At 32.0% G+C, this 18,168-nt stretch carries 13 protein-coding genes; 1 reads left to right on the top strand and 12 read right to left on the bottom strand.

Features of this window, described 5'->3' with window-relative positions; all coding sequences use genetic code 11:
• Nucleotides 1-788: 788 nt before the first annotated feature.
• Together OZP08_RS11465 and OZP08_RS11460 are read right to left on the bottom strand one after the other, a co-directional pair.
• Nucleotides 789-1,316, bottom strand: coding sequence for an ankyrin repeat domain-containing protein (locus tag OZP08_RS11465; protein ID WP_268846219.1), 528 nt, complete (start codon nt 1,314-1,316; stop codon nt 789-791).
• A 10-nt stretch (nt 1,317-1,326) separates the two neighbouring features.
• The gene (locus OZP08_RS11460; protein ID WP_281321878.1) at nt 1,327-2,847 is read right to left on the bottom strand and encodes a catalase; all 1,521 of its coding nucleotides are present in this window, start codon (nt 2,845-2,847) and stop codon (nt 1,327-1,329) included.
• Between the two features lie 92 nt (nt 2,848-2,939).
• Here OZP08_RS11460 and OZP08_RS11455 point away from each other — a divergent pair, with 92 nt between their 5' ends.
• Nucleotides 2,940-3,878 (top strand): hydrogen peroxide-inducible genes activator, encoded by a 939-nt coding sequence (locus OZP08_RS11455; RefSeq protein WP_268846218.1) that lies wholly within the window; start codon nt 2,940-2,942, stop codon nt 3,876-3,878.
• Between the two features lie 102 nt (nt 3,879-3,980).
• Here the strand turns inward: OZP08_RS11455 and OZP08_RS11450 are convergent, their stop codons facing one another.
• The 10 genes from OZP08_RS11450 to OZP08_RS11405 form a co-directional block, all read right to left on the bottom strand.
• On the bottom strand, nt 3,981-4,637 hold the full coding sequence (locus OZP08_RS11450; RefSeq protein ID WP_281321877.1) for a response regulator transcription factor: 657 nt from the start codon (nt 4,635-4,637) through the stop codon (nt 3,981-3,983).
• Between the two features lie 95 nt (nt 4,638-4,732).
• Nucleotides 4,733-6,328 carry a sensor histidine kinase gene (locus tag OZP08_RS11445; protein WP_281321876.1) on the bottom strand — a complete coding sequence of 532 codons (1,596 nt, stop codon included), beginning with the start codon at nt 6,326-6,328 and terminating at the stop codon, nt 4,733-4,735.
• 741 nt (nt 6,329-7,069) lie between these two features.
• Nucleotides 7,070-8,365: a flexirubin biosynthesis putative acyl-CoA ligase FlxY gene (gene flxY / locus OZP08_RS11440; protein ID WP_268846213.1), complete on the bottom strand. Its 1,296-nt coding sequence runs from the start codon at nt 8,363-8,365 to the stop codon at nt 7,070-7,072.
• Nucleotides 8,365-10,032 carry a C45 family peptidase gene (locus tag OZP08_RS11435; RefSeq protein ID WP_281321875.1) on the bottom strand — a complete coding sequence of 556 codons (1,668 nt, stop codon included), beginning with the start codon at nt 10,030-10,032 and terminating at the stop codon, nt 8,365-8,367. The genes flxY and OZP08_RS11435 overlap by 1 nt, the downstream gene beginning before the upstream one ends.
• A 14-nt stretch (nt 10,033-10,046) precedes the next feature.
• Nucleotides 10,047-11,564 (bottom strand): phytoene desaturase family protein, encoded by a 1,518-nt coding sequence (locus OZP08_RS11430; protein WP_268846212.1) that lies wholly within the window; start codon nt 11,562-11,564, stop codon nt 10,047-10,049.
• Nucleotides 11,561-15,250, bottom strand: a complete 3,690-nt coding sequence (locus OZP08_RS11425; protein ID WP_268846211.1) for an MMPL family transporter — start codon at nt 15,248-15,250, stop codon at nt 11,561-11,563. The genes OZP08_RS11430 and OZP08_RS11425 overlap by 4 nt, the downstream gene beginning before the upstream one ends.
• Nucleotides 15,251-15,254: 4 nt before the next feature.
• On the bottom strand, nt 15,255-16,436 hold the full coding sequence (locus OZP08_RS11420; protein WP_281321874.1) for a DUF2062 domain-containing protein: 1,182 nt from the start codon (nt 16,434-16,436) through the stop codon (nt 15,255-15,257).
• Nucleotides 16,437-16,448: 12 nt separating this feature from the next.
• Nucleotides 16,449-16,931: a hypothetical protein gene (locus OZP08_RS11415; RefSeq protein WP_281321873.1), complete on the bottom strand. Its 483-nt coding sequence runs from the start codon at nt 16,929-16,931 to the stop codon at nt 16,449-16,451.
• A gap of 221 nt (nt 16,932-17,152) precedes the next feature.
• The gene (locus OZP08_RS11410) at nt 17,153-17,524 is read right to left on the bottom strand and encodes an ApeI family dehydratase (RefSeq protein ID WP_268846207.1); all 372 of its coding nucleotides are present in this window, start codon (nt 17,522-17,524) and stop codon (nt 17,153-17,155) included.
• A 4-nt stretch (nt 17,525-17,528) separates the two neighbouring features.
• Entirely contained in the window at nt 17,529-18,140 is a 612-nt protein-coding gene (locus OZP08_RS11405; protein ID WP_281321872.1) for an outer membrane beta-barrel protein, read from the bottom strand.
• Nucleotides 18,141-18,168: the final 28 nt, after the last annotated feature.

Raw genomic sequence — 18,168 nt, 5'->3', positions numbered from 1 at the left:
TATTATCCATACTTATTTAAGTTATAAGTATTTCTAAAATTTCTAATTATCTAAAAAACCTTTAAAAACTTCTGTCACAATTGACAAAAACATCATTAAAGCCTAATATCACCATTTGGAATTGGTTTATTATTACCATTAATTCCCTACACTATTTATGCTAGAATAAAAATTGGATTCAAGCCATTTCCAATTATTCTAAAGAAAATTTTCAATAACAAAATTTGTCCCGATCAATAAAAAGGTTAGGTCTTCTTATTAATTGTTTTTATAAAAAAAAACAGATTGGGAATGCAAAATTTTATATAAAATAATGTGAATAATCTTTGAATTATGAATTCACAATTTATCTTAAACAAAACTTCAATTATCTAATTTGGGGCAACAAATGTAAATAATTTATTCTATAAAAAGCATTTCCAAGAACAATAATTCACTTTAAATCAGATAGATATAGAAAAATACTACAATATATTTTAATAAAAATCTGCTTAAAAAAAATAACAAAATACACTTAAAATGTTGTAAAAATTTAATACTCACATCAATAAAACATTTTAAATCTTCTAAACTTCATTACGTCAAATGACTTATTATATATGATCAAAATACATTACAAATGTAATTTCTGTTGCAATAATAAATTGTAGAACAATCATGATTTGCCTGTAGAATTAATTCTACAGGCGAGTCCTATAAATACACATTTTTTGATTAATAACTTCTGAATAGGCGCTTTATGATACCTATGATTTTAGAAATGACTTTCTTCTTTCATGATTTTGATGCTACTGCATCAACAACTTCACTATTTCTTGATTTTCCTGAATAATTGCATAATCTAATGCTGTTTTATTGTAATTATCCCGTATTTTTAAATTAGCCCCTTTATCGATCAAAATCTTAATTATAGTATCTGCTCCAAAAGTTGCAGCAAAAATCAATGCATTTGCCCCATTAAAATTTTGCTGATCTATGTCTGTTTTGTATTCCAATAATAACTGAACCATTTTATCGAGTCGCTTAAAACAAACTCCCATTAGCGCAGTATTCCCCATTTTATCTTGACAATTAGGGTTTGCCCCTTTTTCTAGTAGCAATTTTGCAACTTCATAATTGTCATTGTAACACGCTATTATCAAAGCTGTACTTCCTCTTTCGTCTATACTATTTATATCTGCATTATTTAGCAACAGCTCATTCATCAATAGGGTATTATTGTTGCGAGCTGCTGCAAAAATGGCTTCTTGAGCTGAAACAAAAGAGGTAAACAATAGAATTAAAACTGTTGCTATATAGACACACCTTTTCTTCATTGCTTGTTTCTTATTTTGAGAACATCTTCTCTACTTCTTCACGAGTCAAATTCAATTCCTTTGCCAGACGTTTTCCGTAGTCGCTATCTGCCATATAGAAGTATCCAACCATTTTACGTACTACATCTTTGTTGGTCACACTAATTAAATCACCCGAAAGATTCTTAATTAGATTTTGCTTGTCTTTTTCTGATAACGAACGATAAAACTCCCCTGCTTGTTTAAAATCATTTGGCTTAGTGATCTTCTGTTGTACAGTTGCAACATTTGCAAATGATGATTTAGAATATTCAAATTTCTCATTATCTACAAAACCATTTTGTGACGCACTTGGTTCATAGTTAATATCTCCATTTGTTTTTCTTGTGGCAAAAGCTCCGTCTTGATTATTGGTCACTACAGCTACTTTTGGTGAGTTTACAGGTATTTGCTGAAAATTAGCTCCTAATCTATAACGCTGTGTATCAAAATATGAGAACAAACGTCCCTGCAATAGTTTATCTTCAGACGGCTCTATTCCTGGAACTAATGTGCCTGGTGAAAAAGCAGATTGTTCTACTTCTTGGAAAAAGTTCGCTGGAATCTTATTCAATGTCATTTTTCCAACTAACTGTAAAGGAGCTATACTCTCTGGCCAAACTTTAGTTGGATCTAATGGATTTATATCCAATTTTTCAAATTCAGAAGGCTTCAGAAATTGCACATACAATTCCCACGATGGAAAATTCCCTTTTTTGATATTATCATACAAGTCTACTGTTGCATGCTGAAAATCTTTAGCTTGAATGACACTTGCCTCTTCGGCTGTTAGGTTTCTTTCTCCTTGCATAGATTTCCAAGTATACTTCACATAAGTTACCTCTCCATTATTGTTTACCCATTTAAAGGCATGTACACCTGAACCATTCATTTCTCTATAATTTGCCGGTGTTCCATAATCAGAATATACTCTGGTTAGCATATGGGTACCTTCGGGTACATTGCTAAAGAAATCAAAAACTCTATTTGCATCTTGCTTGTTATATACTGGAGATGGCTTAAATGCATGAACCATATCTGGAAATTTCATAGCATCACGAATAAAAAATACTGGCAGATTATTTCCTACCAAATCATAATTTCCTTCTTCTGTATAAAACTTGGTAGCAAATCCTCTCGGATCTCTTAATGTTTCTGGTGATCCTACACCATGAACCACTGTAGAAAATCGAACAAATACTGGTGTGGTTTTTCCTTTTTGAAATAAGGCCGCCTTTGTATATTTAGAAAAATCTCCAGACGCCACAAATTCACCATAAGCTCCTGTACCACGTGCGTGCACAACACGTTCCGGGATACGCTCTCTATCAAATGCTGATAGTTTTTCTATTAAATGGATATCCTCTAATAAGACTTGTCCGTTTTGACCAATAGTCTTAGAATTCTGATTATCACCAACTGGTGCCCCAGTATTGGTAGTAATTTGTTTCTGTTGTGCAAATAAAACTCCTGCCGAAAGTAGTATGCCACATAAAATTAAATTTTTCTTCATAATGACTTTGTATTTAGTGCAGCAAATGTATATTTGTAATTCAATAGATTCAAACTGATATTTTGTATATAAACATAGACAAAAACTAACACATGAATATTCAACAACTTGAGTACATTTTAGCAGTAGATAAGCACAGACATTTTTTAAAAGCATCTGAATCATGTTATATCACACAAGCAACTTTGAGTGCCATGATAAAAAAATTAGAAGAAGAACTTAATGTAATTCTATTTGACAGAAGCAAACAGCCTGTTCAACCTACTGACATTGGAAAAAAAATAATAGAACAAGCCAAAGTTGCTTTAAGGGAAATTTATAGAATTCAAGATATCATTCATGAAGATAGTGGCGAAATTAAAGGTGAACTTCGAGTTGGTATCATCCCCTCTCTTGCTCCTTATTTATTGCCTTTATTTCTAAAAAGCTTTTTAGATACTTATCCTAATGTTTCTCTTACCATAAATGAATACACCACTAATGAAATACAAGAAAAATTAAAAGAGGGGCATATAGATGTTGGTCTTTTGGCTGTACCTTTATTAGACAAAGATCTATTAGAAGAAACTTTATTCTATGAAGAGTTCCTTTATTATAGTGACTGCGACACCCTTTATAAATCTAAAAAATACATTCTCCCAAAAGATGTAAATCCAAACAAATTACTGCTACTGGAGGAAGGTCATTGCTTGCGGAATCAAATCATTAATTTATGTGAATTACGAATAAAAGACACTAGCAGCTTAAACCTTAATTATCAATCCGGAAGTATTGAAACATTAAAAAGGATGGTTGATTTACGTATGGGATGTACCATATTACCCGAATTGACCATTACTACCCTGAATGAGGAACAAAAACGCAAACTCAATAGATTTGAAAAACCAAGACCTGTTAGGGAAATAGGGCTTGTGACTTATCGCCATTTTGTAAAAACAAAAATTATACAAGCTCTTAAAAAAAGCATTCTTCAATCTGTTCCGGATACTATGCTAGATAAAGATTTCAAAGAAATTATTAACTTAAAATAAAGCAAAAACAGCCAAAACAACTCGTTAATATATGTTGTTTTGGCTGTTTTAAATAATATTACTCTATGTAAATTTTACTTTAAAGTATTGCTTAAGGATATATTAAGCCAAATTCTTATCTTCGAAGTATAACTGAAAAAGTTCAATTAAAGCTGCTACATTATCAATTTCCAGTTTTTCGAAAATTCTTTTTTTAAATGTACTTACTGTAGTGTTTTTAATTTGTAACAAGTTTGTTATTTCTAAATTCCCGTACCCTTTTATTAATAATTTTGCTACTTCGACTTCTCTTGCAGATAATTGATCTAAAGGATTGATTGGCTTATTTGAGATAAAATGATCTGAAATTTTGCTTTTTAAATTTGATGTTAAATATTTTCCGAAAATCATCATTCTACTTAATGCTTCTTTCATTTCATCCTCACAGCTTGCTTTACTCAAATATCCAGAAGCTCCTCCATTCAGATACCTCATACCGTAAATATCTTCATCATTCATCGTGAAAATCAAAATTTTTAAATCTTTTTGAATACTTTTTAGTTCCTCCAAACTATTTATACTATTGCCATCAGGAAAATTTATGTCTAGAATTAATAGATCAACTCTTGTTTCTTTTAAAACTTCCAAAGTATCTTTTAAAGTTCCTGCATGATAAATTTTAGCATTAGCATACAACTCTTTAATCAGCAAACATAAACCTTGCCTAACAACGCTATGATCATCAGCGATTAAAAAACAATAATTATCAGATGTACTCATTTATAAACTTATGATTAAACTATTTTGCTATTTCTCCTTTACCTATCGAACATTTTATAATCAACAAAACATATCCAATATTCTTTTTATTCGTTTTATGCCTGACTTAACATCAAATTAAAAGCGACTTTTGTTCCTTTGTTTTCTTCGCTTTCAACATTAATCTCTCCATCAAATAATTCTATTATTTCTTTGCAAAGATTTAGCCCCAGACCAACTCCTAAATCTTTAACATTATTTGATACAGCCCCTTGGTAATACGATTCAAAAATATACTTTAAATCATTTTCCGGAATACCGCTACCTGTATCAATAACTTCTACTTTCAGATTCATTTCATAATCAGAAATAGTTTCCAGATCAATCGCAATTGATATTAATCCATTCTCAGTAAACTTATTGGCATTACCTATAATATTGTAGAATAATTGATGGATTTTTGTAGCATCTGAATATACCTCGTAATCTGAATCTAAATTAGAATTGACTTTTACTCTATTTCCTTTACTTTCTACTAACGAAGTTACCGCAGAGATAATTTGATTTATTTCTGTTTTTAAATTAATATTCTTGCTTTTTAATTCAAGTCTGGAATCTTCATTTTTAGAATACTCCAAGATTTGATTTGTCAAAAGAAGTAATGAACTTGTTGTAAATTCAATAGATTTAAAAGCGTCTTTTATACCTGTATCTTGAATTGAGGAACTAACTTTTTTACTAAAAATAGATATTATACTCAGTGGCGAACGAACTTCATGACTGATCATACCCATAATTCTATTCTTAAAATTTAAGCTCTGACGTATTTGATTTTGAGCATCACTTAATCTTTTTTCATACTCAAAAGCCAATCGTGTAAAGCTGAAAAGTATAATTGAAATTATCAACATTAAAACTGTTACTATTATTATCGAATAATTTCTAACTGTTTTATTTGACTCATATTGATCCTGCAAATTTTTCTGGCTACTTGCCTGAAGTGCCTTAGCAGAATTTTCATAATCAGATAATATCTTTTGGCTTAAATTTAATAACTCATTGTTAAGCTTTATTAATCCTAAATCTTTATTTTTTAAACTAATAAAAGTTTTTTTCAAGTTCCTGAATTCATTCTCATAATACTTATTAGTAGTCATGAACGCATCTGAGATTTGTTTCTCAATACTACCAGATGTCACTTTATCTTTGTATTTCATGGTGACAATAATATTCGACCACTCTTTTTGAACATCCTGTTTTCCTATCAATGCATTACCCAGTCTTGAGAATAGTCCTTTTTTTTGAACACTATCTATCTTTTTATCGGAACTAATTTTGATATCATCTAAAATCGTCTTGAATTCAAATTTTTTAAATTTAAAAAGATCACTAACATCTACTAAATTTGGACTAACTCGTTTTTCTATAATGGAATTAATAGTTGTTTTTAAAGCTTGAATTTCATCTTCGGCTTTAGTCTTTTTGTTCAAAATATTTTTAAACTCTATATTGTCTTTTGTCATTAGATTCAGAGTATCTAACAACAAATTCATTTCAGACAATGAGGCTGAATACTTACTTAAAGATGAAGCATCTTTATAATTGATATAATTATTAAAATTTTCTTGAGAATTAACCAGCGGGTTTCTGACTTTATTTACCAACTGTGATACTTTATTCGAAGAAGATATAGCATCAAAAGCCTTTGTCATTTTTGTTTCATTGGTGCTTTCATTATACCAAATTACAATTACCATGATTTGCAAAAGAACAACACACGCTAACAAAGTATAATGTATCACTTTCCTATGTTCAAATTTTAGCTCCTTCATAAAATGCTATTTATTGTAAAATATTCTATAATTAAATTTTATTTGTTTTTACAAGTAATCTTTCGATTACTTGTAAAAACATTTAGAAAAAGATAAGTAACCATTTTAATTTCACTATTTTGAAAAAATTGATTTACAAAATAATTTCATCATCAAGTTTTACCTAATCTCTCAGACCAATATTTCCCGATTAAATTTTGACATTATTACCACACAACAATGTGTACAACAACAATGTGTGCAAATATAACAACATCTAATTTATAAATTCATCAATCCCGCATGCCGAATATCCCGCAAAATTGTAGAATTAATTCTACTATTTTGTGAAATAGTGCCTCAATTTTGAAAATCTGGTTATGAATGCTCCAAAAAGCAGCATGAGTCGTCATATAGACCACATATATTATAAGAATTATCCTTTAAAAATAAGTTGCAATTAAATGTTTTGAGTAACAAACAGCCTAATTTACTATGGTGGGAATTATATATAAATACTTCTTCACCCAACAAATTACAGTAAGAAAATTGCAAACGCTCTATCAAAATCAAGAAACGTCTTTGTAACAGAAAAGAACTGATAGCAATATACAAAATTTAAAAAAGAAATCCTATCTGGAACTAAACACTCTTTCTATTATCAAAAAAATGAATTGGTTTTCTACTCATCGGATTAAAGATTAAAGGCTTTAAAGCTTCATTTGTAGTAAACTCAATTTTTGGAGTTACACGCAATTTAGCTCTAAAATGATCTTTTAATTCCTGTAAGAAAGTTGTTGTTGGATCTTTAACGGCTATTTTTATCAAAATCTCATCTGTTCCTAACTCATTGGTCGAGATCTCTATGATATGACTTTCAATGGCATCAAAATCATTCAAAACATCATTCATCGCAGGAGGATATAAAGTGGTTCCTTTGTATTTTATCATTTGCTGTTTCCTTCCAATTACTGGTCCAACCCGTAACGTATTGCGACCGCACAAACACGGATCGGTATGCAATTGTACAATATCGCCCGTTTTAAAACGTATCAAAGGCATTGCCTCTATCCCTAAAGTGGTAAATGTTAACTCGCCAGATTCTCCATTTTTTACCGGCTGATTATTTTCATCCAAAACTTCAACAATAATCAACTCGGGATGATGATGCCCTCCTATCCCATGCTCACATTCTGTAAAAGCCGTGCTCATTTCGGTAGAAGCATAGGTAGAGAATAATTTAATATTCCATTTGTCTGTTATTTTTTTAGACAATGCATTCATCGTAAAATCCTGATTCCTCAATGGTTCTCCTATACAAATGGCTCCTTTTACACCTGAATTATTTAAATCAATATTGTTTTTTTCAGCATATTCAATCATTTTTAACAAAAATGAAGGAACTGTAATCAAATAGGTTGGATTGTATTTTAAGATAGAATCCCATTGCAATTCCGGAATCCCGGCTCCAACACGAATAACCCCCACCTTCATTTTTCGAAGACCTAAAAAATAAGCCAGTCCTGCCATAAAGCGGCGGTCAATTGTGGTCATTAATTGTACAACATCGCCTTCTTTTATTCCTGCACAATCAAACGAAATAGCTTCATTATAAGCCAATCGATCCAAATCTTTATCGGTTAACCCGAAAGTTACCGGATCGCCCAAAGTCCCGGATGTAGTAGCATAGTCAATGATTTTATGTATTGGAACACATAGAAAATCATCGTTGTATTTTTGTAAATCTTCTTTTGTAGTGACAGGCAATAAGGATAAATCCTCAAGTGTTTTTATTTGGGTAATATCAATGTTGTTTTTAGCAAAAACCGAACTATAAAAAGGGGAATTAATATTCACATAGCTTAAAAGTTCTTCCAATCTTTGCTCCTGAAACGATTTTATTTCGGCAGTTGTAGCTATTTCTATCTTTGGAATCATTACAGTTTTCTTTTAATTTTCTTTAAATAGCGGCTAACTTCTTCTCTTTCAGGAAGCCTGGTAATCTCTTTGGTCAATGCTTTTTCAAATTGTTCCTGAGCCAAAGCAAATTTTTTATTTTGATAAAAGTACAATCCTGCTTTATAATAAACAACCCAATAATCAGGATTCAACGATTGATAATAATTGATAAAATCTGAGGATAAATTCTCTTTTTTACCTAAAGAATGATCCATTTTTTTATCTTCGATTCGAAACTGCTCATAATTCCTATATGCAACTGTTTCTAAAAATGGAGATGGAGCAATATTCCTTTTTTCGTCTCCCAATGTAACGATAGTATCGTTAGCTTTTCTGTTTTTAAAAATAGTATTCAAATCATAACAGACAAATTCCCCCAATTGATACGGACTTGCCGAAACCCAAACCAAACGCTCCATTGGCTTGAAAACAATTCCGTGATGTGCTAACAATTGATTTATTGCTTTTTCGTTTCCATACCCCAAAGGTAAATTATTTAGTCCTTCCCTATTTCTAAGAATATCGACTGCAATTTGGGGTGTTATTTTTTCATTTTCATTTAAGAGCTGTTCCATTCTATCATAACGATATTGCGAATGGCTATTCTTTATTTGGTATTTATTTCTTTTGTTATCCTTTAAAGCCTCACTCTGAAAATGATTAGTACAAACCAATTGATTGTCATTCGGAACTTCAAAAACATCTAAATTATCTGGTGCTATTTCTATTATTACCGCTTTATTATCTTTGGCACTTCCCACCATAATCGATTCAGATACGAATACTTGTTTCTTCTTGGCAATAGCAAGAGCTTCCTCGACTGTTGTGGCATATTGCAATATTTCCCTAGTCAAAATAGAGATTGGCGTTTTCGCCGCTAAAGGTATTTTAGATTTACCCGCATTGATAGTTACTGTCAATCCCTCGGCATTCATTCCTGAACAAACGCCTATCATCCCTGGCCAGGTAACCATCATAAATGGGTAACCTTCCTTTGGATTGATAAAAGCAACTATTTTATCTTTTGCAAAAGCATCACCTGCATAAAAATCGAAATTCCGTCCCAAAAGTAAATTTCCGTCCTCGGTTTTATCTCCCCAAACCGCAAAAGAAGTACAACCTACCAAAGCCAAATCCTGAACGGCATGCCCAATATCATGTGCTCCATGCAAATATAAATCTCTTAAAAAATTAGGTGCTATATAGTTTAAATCCTTTGGAGCATATTGCGATACTCCATAAATTTCTGTTTGGAACTCATTGCTAACATTAAGATATAATTTACGATTGTACCATTTTAAAAAGTTCCGTAATACTTTCCTCTTAAAATTAGACGGAATTAAATCATTTAGCTTATCAAAAAAAACATGCTCTTGCTTTTTTAGTAATGAATCTGTCAGGCTTCCCATTACCAAACCTCTCTCCAGTGGGTCTCCTTCTGCATAGAGTTCCCAAAAATTTTGCTTGTTTTTAATCAAAAAATTATTTCCGGAATAAAAAGCAGTATTGGATCGTTTTAGTACAACAGGTACTGTATTATTAAAACTCGTCATTTCTGGTTTATGACGCATTGATTTTGAGGTACCACAGGATGCGACTAGAGCAGCCATAACAACTAAAATGATACCCAAAATTTGTTTTTTCATACTCCCCTATGTTCTCAATTGGTATTCTGATTGATTTTATTTACCAAATACTCTTTGCCTAAAATTTCGGAACAAGTAACTATTGCTCCAATTGTTACTCCTAAAACACCGTGCATATTGACACTTTGCCCCGTTAGAAAAAGATTATCCAACTTTGTTTTAGAAGCTATAAATGTTTTCATCGGATTATTGGAATCCTTTTCATAACCATACATATTCCCCTTGTAACCGCCTATGTAATCTCTGTAGGATAAGGGTGTAGATGTATGAACTGACTTGATACATTCTTTGATCCCCGGAAATTTAAGCTCTATTTCTTCTAGGAAACGAGCCGTTTTTCGGGCTTTAAAAGCTTCATAACTTTCGCCTCTATCACTTTCATTTGCTACTGTGTTATGGGTTTTCTCCCAAGGCTCTAAATCGGCAAATTTCATGTATGTAATAAAAGTCATGCCCTCTGCCCAAATATCTCCTTTTTTAGAAGCATTCATAGAAGCCATAAATGCTTTTGGCCATGTTTCTTCGGTATAATCATTTGCAGTCCATACATCACTACGATTTCCGAAATGGTAGTAATTCCGGTTTAAGTATTTAAAAGTTTTGGGTTTGAAAACTATATATAAACTGAATGCTGAAACTCCTCCCTCTAAACTTGAAATTCTGTTTACAAAGGCCTTTCTAAAATTGTTCTCCCCTGCCATTTGCAAAGTGGCTTTTGGATCTACATTAGACACAAAATACTTAGCCGAAACACTTGTACCATCTTTCATCTTTGCAGAGGTAACAACATTATTTTCTACGACTAACTGATGCACTTCTTTGTATTTATAAACAACACCTCCGTGCAATTTGAGCTGTTTCAATAACAATTTGGTTATTTGGCTTCCGCCATTAATGCATCGCCAAGCACTTTGTATATAAGTATTCACAGATAATGCATGCACATAGAAAGGTGATTTATCCCCAATTCCGGCATACAAGAAATTGGTTCCCGCAAGTACGGATTGCAACATTTTATCCTCAGTCAATCCATCGATAAACTCTTTGGCATTTATTGATAAAATGGCGTTGTCATATTGCCCTTCTGATCGCAAATTATAAAGCGGAAAAGAATCGCAAGTATCTATTATTGCTTGGCAATAATTTTGAATTGCCTCTCTTTCCTCTGGGAAATATTTTGTCAGTTGATTTGTAAAATTCTCATACCCCTGCGCATAAGGAAATTCATTGTTTTCGTCTCCAAAAGAGACCATATCAAATCCATCTTCATCTAATTTTTTCAGGTTTAGGCCATCCATAATTCCGATGTATTTGAAATACTTATAAAGATTCTGACCTTCGCTCAACCCACCAATATAATGGATTCCGGTATCGAAAATGGTTTTGTCACGCACAAAAGTTTGCAAATTCCCACCATATTGATTGTTCTTTTCCAAAACACAAACGCTATAGCCTTCTTTTGCCAAAATAATGGCTGAGACAAGTCCGCCTAGTCCGCTTCCTACTATTACGACATCATAGCTCTTTTTCATTGTGTCTTCTTCTTTACTACGATCAAACTTTCTATAGCAGTCCCTACATCAAATCCATAACTCAATACGGTTTCTTTTAAATTTTCAGTATTCAATAAAATAACCGTTTCTGCCAAATTGCAAATCGCTTCCAAATCATTTGATCCGTTTTTGTTCGTAATCAAAACTACATCGTATTTCTTCGGAATAATTGCATCTGTTGGATCCAAATAATGAATCTTTCTTTTATTTACTATATAATTGGTTTTGGCAACAGCACGATTTTCCTCAAGAACAATTAGTGAATCAATCTTTCTTTGCGGCTCCTGCAAAGCAAGCAATACATCCAACTGACCATAATCATTGGCTAGATGCAATATTTTGGCTTTAGGATCAATCTGTTTATTCAAACTATAGTATACTTCTAGATGTTGTTTTATGTCTTTTTTTACTGCCTGCAAGACTTGCGTTTCTTTGAACGCAAAACTGTTTATGAGTTTTGCCTTGAAATAATCTGGACCTTCTAAATCCAAGCGCATCTTTTTGTACTGCAATTTAAAGAAAGTACTTATCTTTTTGGTACGTTCTCCTAAATCAATTCCAAAATCGGCATTATCATTCATAATCCTATCCAAAATAGTTACTGTAGTGGTTCCCCCATTAATGATGAAATCACCTTTAGGTAAAACCTCTGAATATCCATGAATAATTATTGGAACGATATCCAAATCCAATTCCTTTGCCAGAAAAAATGCTCCTTTATGAAAACGCTTTATAGAATTATCCTGAGATCGTGTGCCTTCCGGAAAAACCATAATAGAATATCCTTCCTCTACTTTAGTTCGTAAATGTTCCACTCCATTATCCATTCCGCTGGAAACCGGATAAAACCCTGCCAAACGAACTGCTTTTCCAAAAACTGGCGAATTATATACCCAATCACTAACCAAGAAAATGATTTTTGGACTCAACATCCCAATGGCTAAAATATCCAGAAAGGAGCTATGATTAGCAATAATTACTGCTGGTTTATCAAAGGTTTCGTTAGAAGTATTTATTATTTTTCGTTTTAAGGAAGGATAAGGCACTAAGACCGAATGCATAAACTTTGATAAGACAAAATGAAAAACTTTAAATTTTATCTTTTTAGAAATAGGCATAATTTTCATCAAAACCACACTCAGAATTGACAGTAAAAAACCGCCCAACCCAAAGTAGGTAAAACAAAGAACAGAATGCAAGAGTCGTCTGATTTCAAATGGTGCTTTCCCTTTTTTTACCCTATTAATAACGAAAAAGTTAAATACTAAGGGTTGTAAAATAAAGGTAAGCATCAATGTCGAAAATATCCCGATAATAGCTATTAAAGATATGGATTTTAGGGCTGGATGCTTCGCGAAAATAAGCACTCCAATTCCTAGAATTGTAGTTGCCACCGACAGTAAAATAGAGGTTCTATAGCTTGGCAATTCGTTTTTCCCAAAAGTATATTTCTTTTGCAATGCCGAAGTCATAAAGATACTGTAGTCTACTCCTATCCCAAAAATCAAAGTACAAACAATGATGTTGACCACATTAAATTGTAAACCAAACATTCCCATAAGTCCGGTGGTAAAAATCCAACTTATTAGTACCGGGATAATACTTATGATTGCCAAGTCTATTTTTCTAAAAGCAAATAACAGCACAAAAAATACTGCTATAAAAGAATAGTCTACTAAATCTTCAAAATTTGTTTTTAGCGTTTTCAAAAAAGTTTCATTGGTTTGCTGTCTATCAATAACCACCAAATTAGTTTGCTTTTTTATCTGATTTACAAAAACATCTCTTTTTTCTTTACTCACCTTTACCAAGGTAGAAATCGTGTAAAATCCGTTTTTTTGAGCTAAAAATTCATCTATGAAAAAAGATTTTACTTTTAGGTAATCATCAATCGCTATTGGATTAAACTTTTTATCCAGCAATTCATAAAAACCGGAGAAAGTAGAGGCTTTGAACCCATATTGATTTCCTTCGCTTATTAACGTTTGAGTCAGATTTGTTTTTCTTTGGGAATTCCAAAAAGTATTCCATTCCTGAATTTTTTGTTTTTGAACTTCTGCAGAAAAAACAATTCCCCCTATAGAACTAAAATTCAAAATTCCTTTTGTTTTTTTATCCTTTTCCAATGTCTCAAAAAGAGCATTATTATTTGCTATGACTTCGTCATAACTTTTTCCATAAGTGGCTAAATAAATAGATTTAGACGAATCATTGTTGGCTATATGATCTAATTGCTTCTCAGCCATTTTTAATTTGGGCGTCATATAATTTAAAGCCGAAAGATCATTATTAAAAGTAACCTTAGAATATGTAAAAAGCGATACCAATAACAATAACAACATTGAACCTACCAAAAATTTATTTTTATGATAGGAATACCCTCCTAGTTCATCAATAATATTCGTCTTTGGAACAAATATCTTAGCATTTGCTTTATATAAAACCGGTATTAAAACCAATGAGAAAACAGATGTTGACACCACACTCAATGCTGCAAAAATCCCTAAATCCTGTAAAGCTTCTGACTTAATTAAAAACAAGCATAAAAAAGTAATAGATGTAGTAATACCACAAAGCAACAAAGGTTTTGTGATGTCTTTGTACAGTAATTTTACATTTCTATTACTCCTCAAATGTGTTAGAACATAAATAGAATAGTCAGTTGTTTCTCCCAATAAAATAGAACTAATTCCCAATGAAATAGCTGATATACTACCTTTGCAGAAATACAAAACGGCCAAAGCAAAAAGTGCTCCAAGCAGAGATGGTATAAAAATAATTATTGGCGTTAGCATACTTCTGTAGAAAAAAGCAAGAATCAAAATCAGTATAACTCCTGCAAAAATAGAGGTGTTTTGTACATCGGCTTTGATTTGAGTGGCATTAGCAACTGCTACAGGTGTAGCACCAAAATAATCCATACTCACTTTTCCTCTGAATTGCTGATTCAGATTTGTTTTGATTTTATCCAGATTACTGATAAACAATGTATTCTTATCCGTTTCATTCGTAGCCAATTTGGGCGTTACAAAAAGTAATAGATTCTTCTTGTCCTTGGTTAATATGAATCCGTTTTCTATCGCAAAATCATCACCAACGCTAAGCTGTTGCATTTTCTTTAAGGCAATAAACGAAATCCCAAGCGGATCCTGAAGAATAAAATCTTTAGAAACCAGCCCCGTAGGAGAAATCAAAGATTTATAATCAGCTGCAACACTACTGGCAATACTGTCCTTTTGCAGTTTACTTTCTATTAATGCATAATCCTTTTGATCTAAAAAAAGAGGCAAATTGGCATACACAAAATCAAAAGTTTCCTGAATATTTTCTTCTTCAATCTTTCCTTGTACTTTAGCTACATAAGGTTTGCAATTGGCATCTAAGCTATCGATAAAAGCATTGGCATATTCTGTCAAATCCTCTGGCGAACCAATCTCTTTAGTAGAAAGTATAATAGTAATTTTATCTGCAAAATTAACCTGATCCAATACTTTCGAAGTTACTCCAGATTGATCATTGGAAGGGATTAACTGGTTTATATTCTCCTGAAATGAAATTCTAAAAGCAAAGAATCCTAAAAATAGAACCATAGCAATCGCTACTCCTATCGAAAGGAATTTATTTTTAGTCATGAATGAATATAAAGCGAATATTTTTTTGTGCATCCCGCTATTTTTTATGTTTTAAATTACTTGCCAAAGTAAGTAACAAATAAGCTGTAAGACCAAATAGAATAGCCATAAATGCCGCTAAAATAAAACTTCCGACTAGATATTGCATCATGTTTTTTTGAATATCCGCCAGAGTCATATCCATACTCAAAATCAACGGTTTATCACTAGTGATAAAATAGCTTCCTATTTTTAGTGACCCATAAATGATAAAAGGGATAAAGGGCGGAAAACTTACATTAGAAAAGGCAAAAGCAATAGCTTTATTCAGCTTTAATAAAACGGCTAAAAATAAAACAAGAATGGTTTGAAAACCCCAAAAAGGGCAAATCCCTATAAAAACTCCTAATGCAATCGAAAATGACTTTCGCGCATTCGAATCATTACTTTCTAATACATTCTCGAGGAAAAATTTCTTAAGTCCTTTTTTTTTTAGTTTTAGAATAAACTTTCTCGGTTTTATATAAAACAAGGCAATAGTTACCAAAACGGTATTTAGAATACTAATTCTCGTAAAATCCTTGAAAGGTCTAAAATGGGAAACTCGCTCTTCCGGATCATACAAAACCTGAACGGGAATGTTCTTTACCGGAATATCCTTCCAGGCAGATCGTACAATAACTTCTATTTCAAACTCAAATTTTTTGGTAAAATAACTTGCTGGTATTTTTTGCAAAGGATACAATCTAAACCCTGATTGGGTGTCTTCGAGCTTGTTTCCGGTTTCAAACCAAAACCAAAAATTAGAAAATTTATTCCCAAAACTACTTTTTTTGGGAACATTTTCCTGAGTCATATTTCGGCTTCCGATTAAGAGTACGTCTGCATCCGTTTCTAAAGCTGCAATAAAAGTGGGGATATCTGAGGCAAAATGTTGCCCATCAGAATCTATTGTAATGGCATATTCATAATTTAAATCTAATGCCTTTTTGAATCCATTACGTATCGCCATTCCTTTTCCGGCATTCTTGGAATGATGAATTTGAACTAAATGTGAATACGCTTCCAGAATTTGAGCAGTGCTATCTGTAGAACCATCATTTACCACAATAACATTTGGAGTATAGTGCAAAACCGAATCTAAAACGCGCTTTAAAGTCTTGTGATTATTGTACGTAGGCACAATAACACAAATTTTAAATTGATCCATACGCGCTGTTTCCAGAAAGCTTGTACTCATTTGTTCTTATAATTATTTGACCAACTGCTTTTCGGTCGCTGTAAAACTTTTTGACTGTACTATAAAATTACCAATATACGTTTTTAAAGCACCTGTTTGTTCCTTATAATGATCTAATAAAAACTTAGCATCTTCTTTTTTGTTCGCTCTATAGTTAACAATTTTTGGGACATTTTCCTGAACACTCAATCGAATCATCCTTATTTCGATAGCATTAGGCTCATTGGCTACAGCATACTCAATTAGGCTTGATCCTTCCTTGAATTTCTTAGACTTATCTGCCCCCTTTTTTTCTAACCTTGAAACTATTGTCATAGAAGCTCCCTTGTAAGCCACTAATGTTTTATTATCCTCTTTGGTAACCTCGCTTAATTTTGAAGCAAATTCTTTGGCGTTACTTTCAGAACCGCTGGCAGATGCATATAATTTCCTAACTTCAGTAATAGAAGGATCACTCAAAAGAAATAATAAAAGAGCTAAAAAAGTAGTTTTCATTGGGACTAAATTAAAATCATTTTACCATTAAGGAATTAAGATTATTAAGTCTGTTTTTTTTTATTCACCTAATAAACAAGCTGACTTTAAGGTCTCATTAAGTGTTATGGTTTAATAAACTTAATTTCTTAATGGTTAGTTTATATTTTTTTATTTTGATGTTTAAGAATTGTACCTATCCAATTTTTGGTAGAATCTTAAAAATTTACTACATTCTTGGACTAAACTTTTCTATAAACACTACTTAATTTCAAAGCAACAGTTTCATCAAAATAGCTAACATTTTTAACTTTAACCAAGTTATCCTCTGTTGTAGAAATCTCTAATTCTAATCGCAATTCCGGTGTTTGAAACGGATTAATCAATGCCATGAATTTTACATTCGACAAAGACTGCAAAAACAATGTGCTCTCTGTAATTTGCTCAGTCAGTTCTTTTATAATTTGCATCATGCAAACTCCCGGCATTATTGGGTTTCCAGGAAAATGTCCCTTAAAAACCTCATGCTCTTCATTAATCAAAATCATTGCCTTATACTTAGACTCGGCTGTATTTTCTAATGAACTTATTGTATAAAAATCTTTTAATAACATAGCTTTATTTTACGTCAAAAGTATAAGTTGCTCCAAGAGAAAATACCACATTGGTATGATTATCATTAAAATCAAGTACTGGAATAATTCCTTTTTTAACTCTTCCCTCTATTCCAAAATTACGTGTTATGTTAATTCCAGCTCCCAAAACAAAAGCCATATCGACATTTGCATCTGTATTGAAATTTTTATTTACTACAAAATCAAGAGTTGGACCAAAATGCAGATTAAACTGATTACCAAAGGTAAATTTATTCAAAACCTCAAAAGACAAATAATCTACGTCAAACTTAGCACTATTGGTTGATGATCTATATTCTGAACCTTGAGATGAATAGTCAATCTCCGGTTGCAAAGTATAATATTTAGACAGTTTCAAGGCGCCATAAAAACCAATGTAAAAATCTGTTTTGGTATCATAATGAACATTAGGACCACTCTGAATTGAACCATTAGGATTATAATAATAGTAATCACCTCCTTTTGTAAAATGACTAAAATTGGCACCCGCTCTCAATCCTGGTCTAAAACTTACCTGAGCCTGTGCTTGTAGTATTCCAAAAAATGATAAAAGTAAAATCAGTATTCCTTTGCTTATTTGCTTATTAAATTTCATATAGTAGGTATTTATTATTTTTTATTGG

Origin of the sequence: Flavobacterium aestivum (assembly GCF_026870175.2) — a bacterium.
Taxonomy (GTDB): Bacteria; Bacteroidota; Bacteroidia; order Flavobacteriales; family Flavobacteriaceae; genus Flavobacterium; species Flavobacterium aestivum.
This window is presented reverse-complemented; position numbering and strand designations above follow the sequence as displayed.

Excerpts from the sequence above, each read along its gene's own strand:
- OZP08_RS11465 (WP_268846219.1), bottom strand. The coding sequence starts at position 1,316 with ATGAAGAAAAGGTGTGTCTATATAGCAACAGTTTTAATTCTATTGTTT.
- OZP08_RS11445 (WP_281321876.1), bottom strand. The coding sequence starts at position 6,328 with ATGACAAAGGCTTTTGATGCTATATCTTCTTCGAATAAAGTATCACAG.
- OZP08_RS11425 (WP_268846211.1), bottom strand. The coding sequence starts at position 15,250 with ATGCACAAAAAAATATTCGCTTTATATTCATTCATGACTAAAAATAAA.
- OZP08_RS11430 (WP_268846212.1), bottom strand. The coding sequence starts at position 11,564 with ATGAAAAAGAGCTATGATGTCGTAATAGTAGGAAGCGGACTAGGCGGA.
- OZP08_RS11410 (WP_268846207.1), bottom strand. The coding sequence starts at position 17,524 with ATGTTATTAAAAGATTTTTATACAATAAGTTCATTAGAAAATACAGCC.
- OZP08_RS11420 (WP_281321874.1), bottom strand. The coding sequence starts at position 16,436 with ATGAGTACAAGCTTTCTGGAAACAGCGCGTATGGATCAATTTAAAATT.
- OZP08_RS11450 (WP_281321877.1), bottom strand. The coding sequence starts at position 4,637 with ATGAGTACATCTGATAATTATTGTTTTTTAATCGCTGATGATCATAGC.
- OZP08_RS11415 (WP_281321873.1), bottom strand. The coding sequence starts at position 16,931 with ATGAAAACTACTTTTTTAGCTCTTTTATTATTTCTTTTGAGTGATCCT.
- OZP08_RS11405 (WP_281321872.1), bottom strand. The coding sequence starts at position 18,140 with ATGAAATTTAATAAGCAAATAAGCAAAGGAATACTGATTTTACTTTTA.
- OZP08_RS11455 (WP_268846218.1), top strand. The coding sequence starts at position 2,940 with ATGAATATTCAACAACTTGAGTACATTTTAGCAGTAGATAAGCACAGA.
- flxY (WP_268846213.1), bottom strand. The coding sequence starts at position 8,365 with ATGATTCCAAAGATAGAAATAGCTACAACTGCCGAAATAAAATCGTTT.
- OZP08_RS11435 (WP_281321875.1), bottom strand. The coding sequence starts at position 10,032 with ATGAAAAAACAAATTTTGGGTATCATTTTAGTTGTTATGGCTGCTCTA.
- OZP08_RS11460 (WP_281321878.1), bottom strand. The coding sequence starts at position 2,847 with ATGAAGAAAAATTTAATTTTATGTGGCATACTACTTTCGGCAGGAGTT.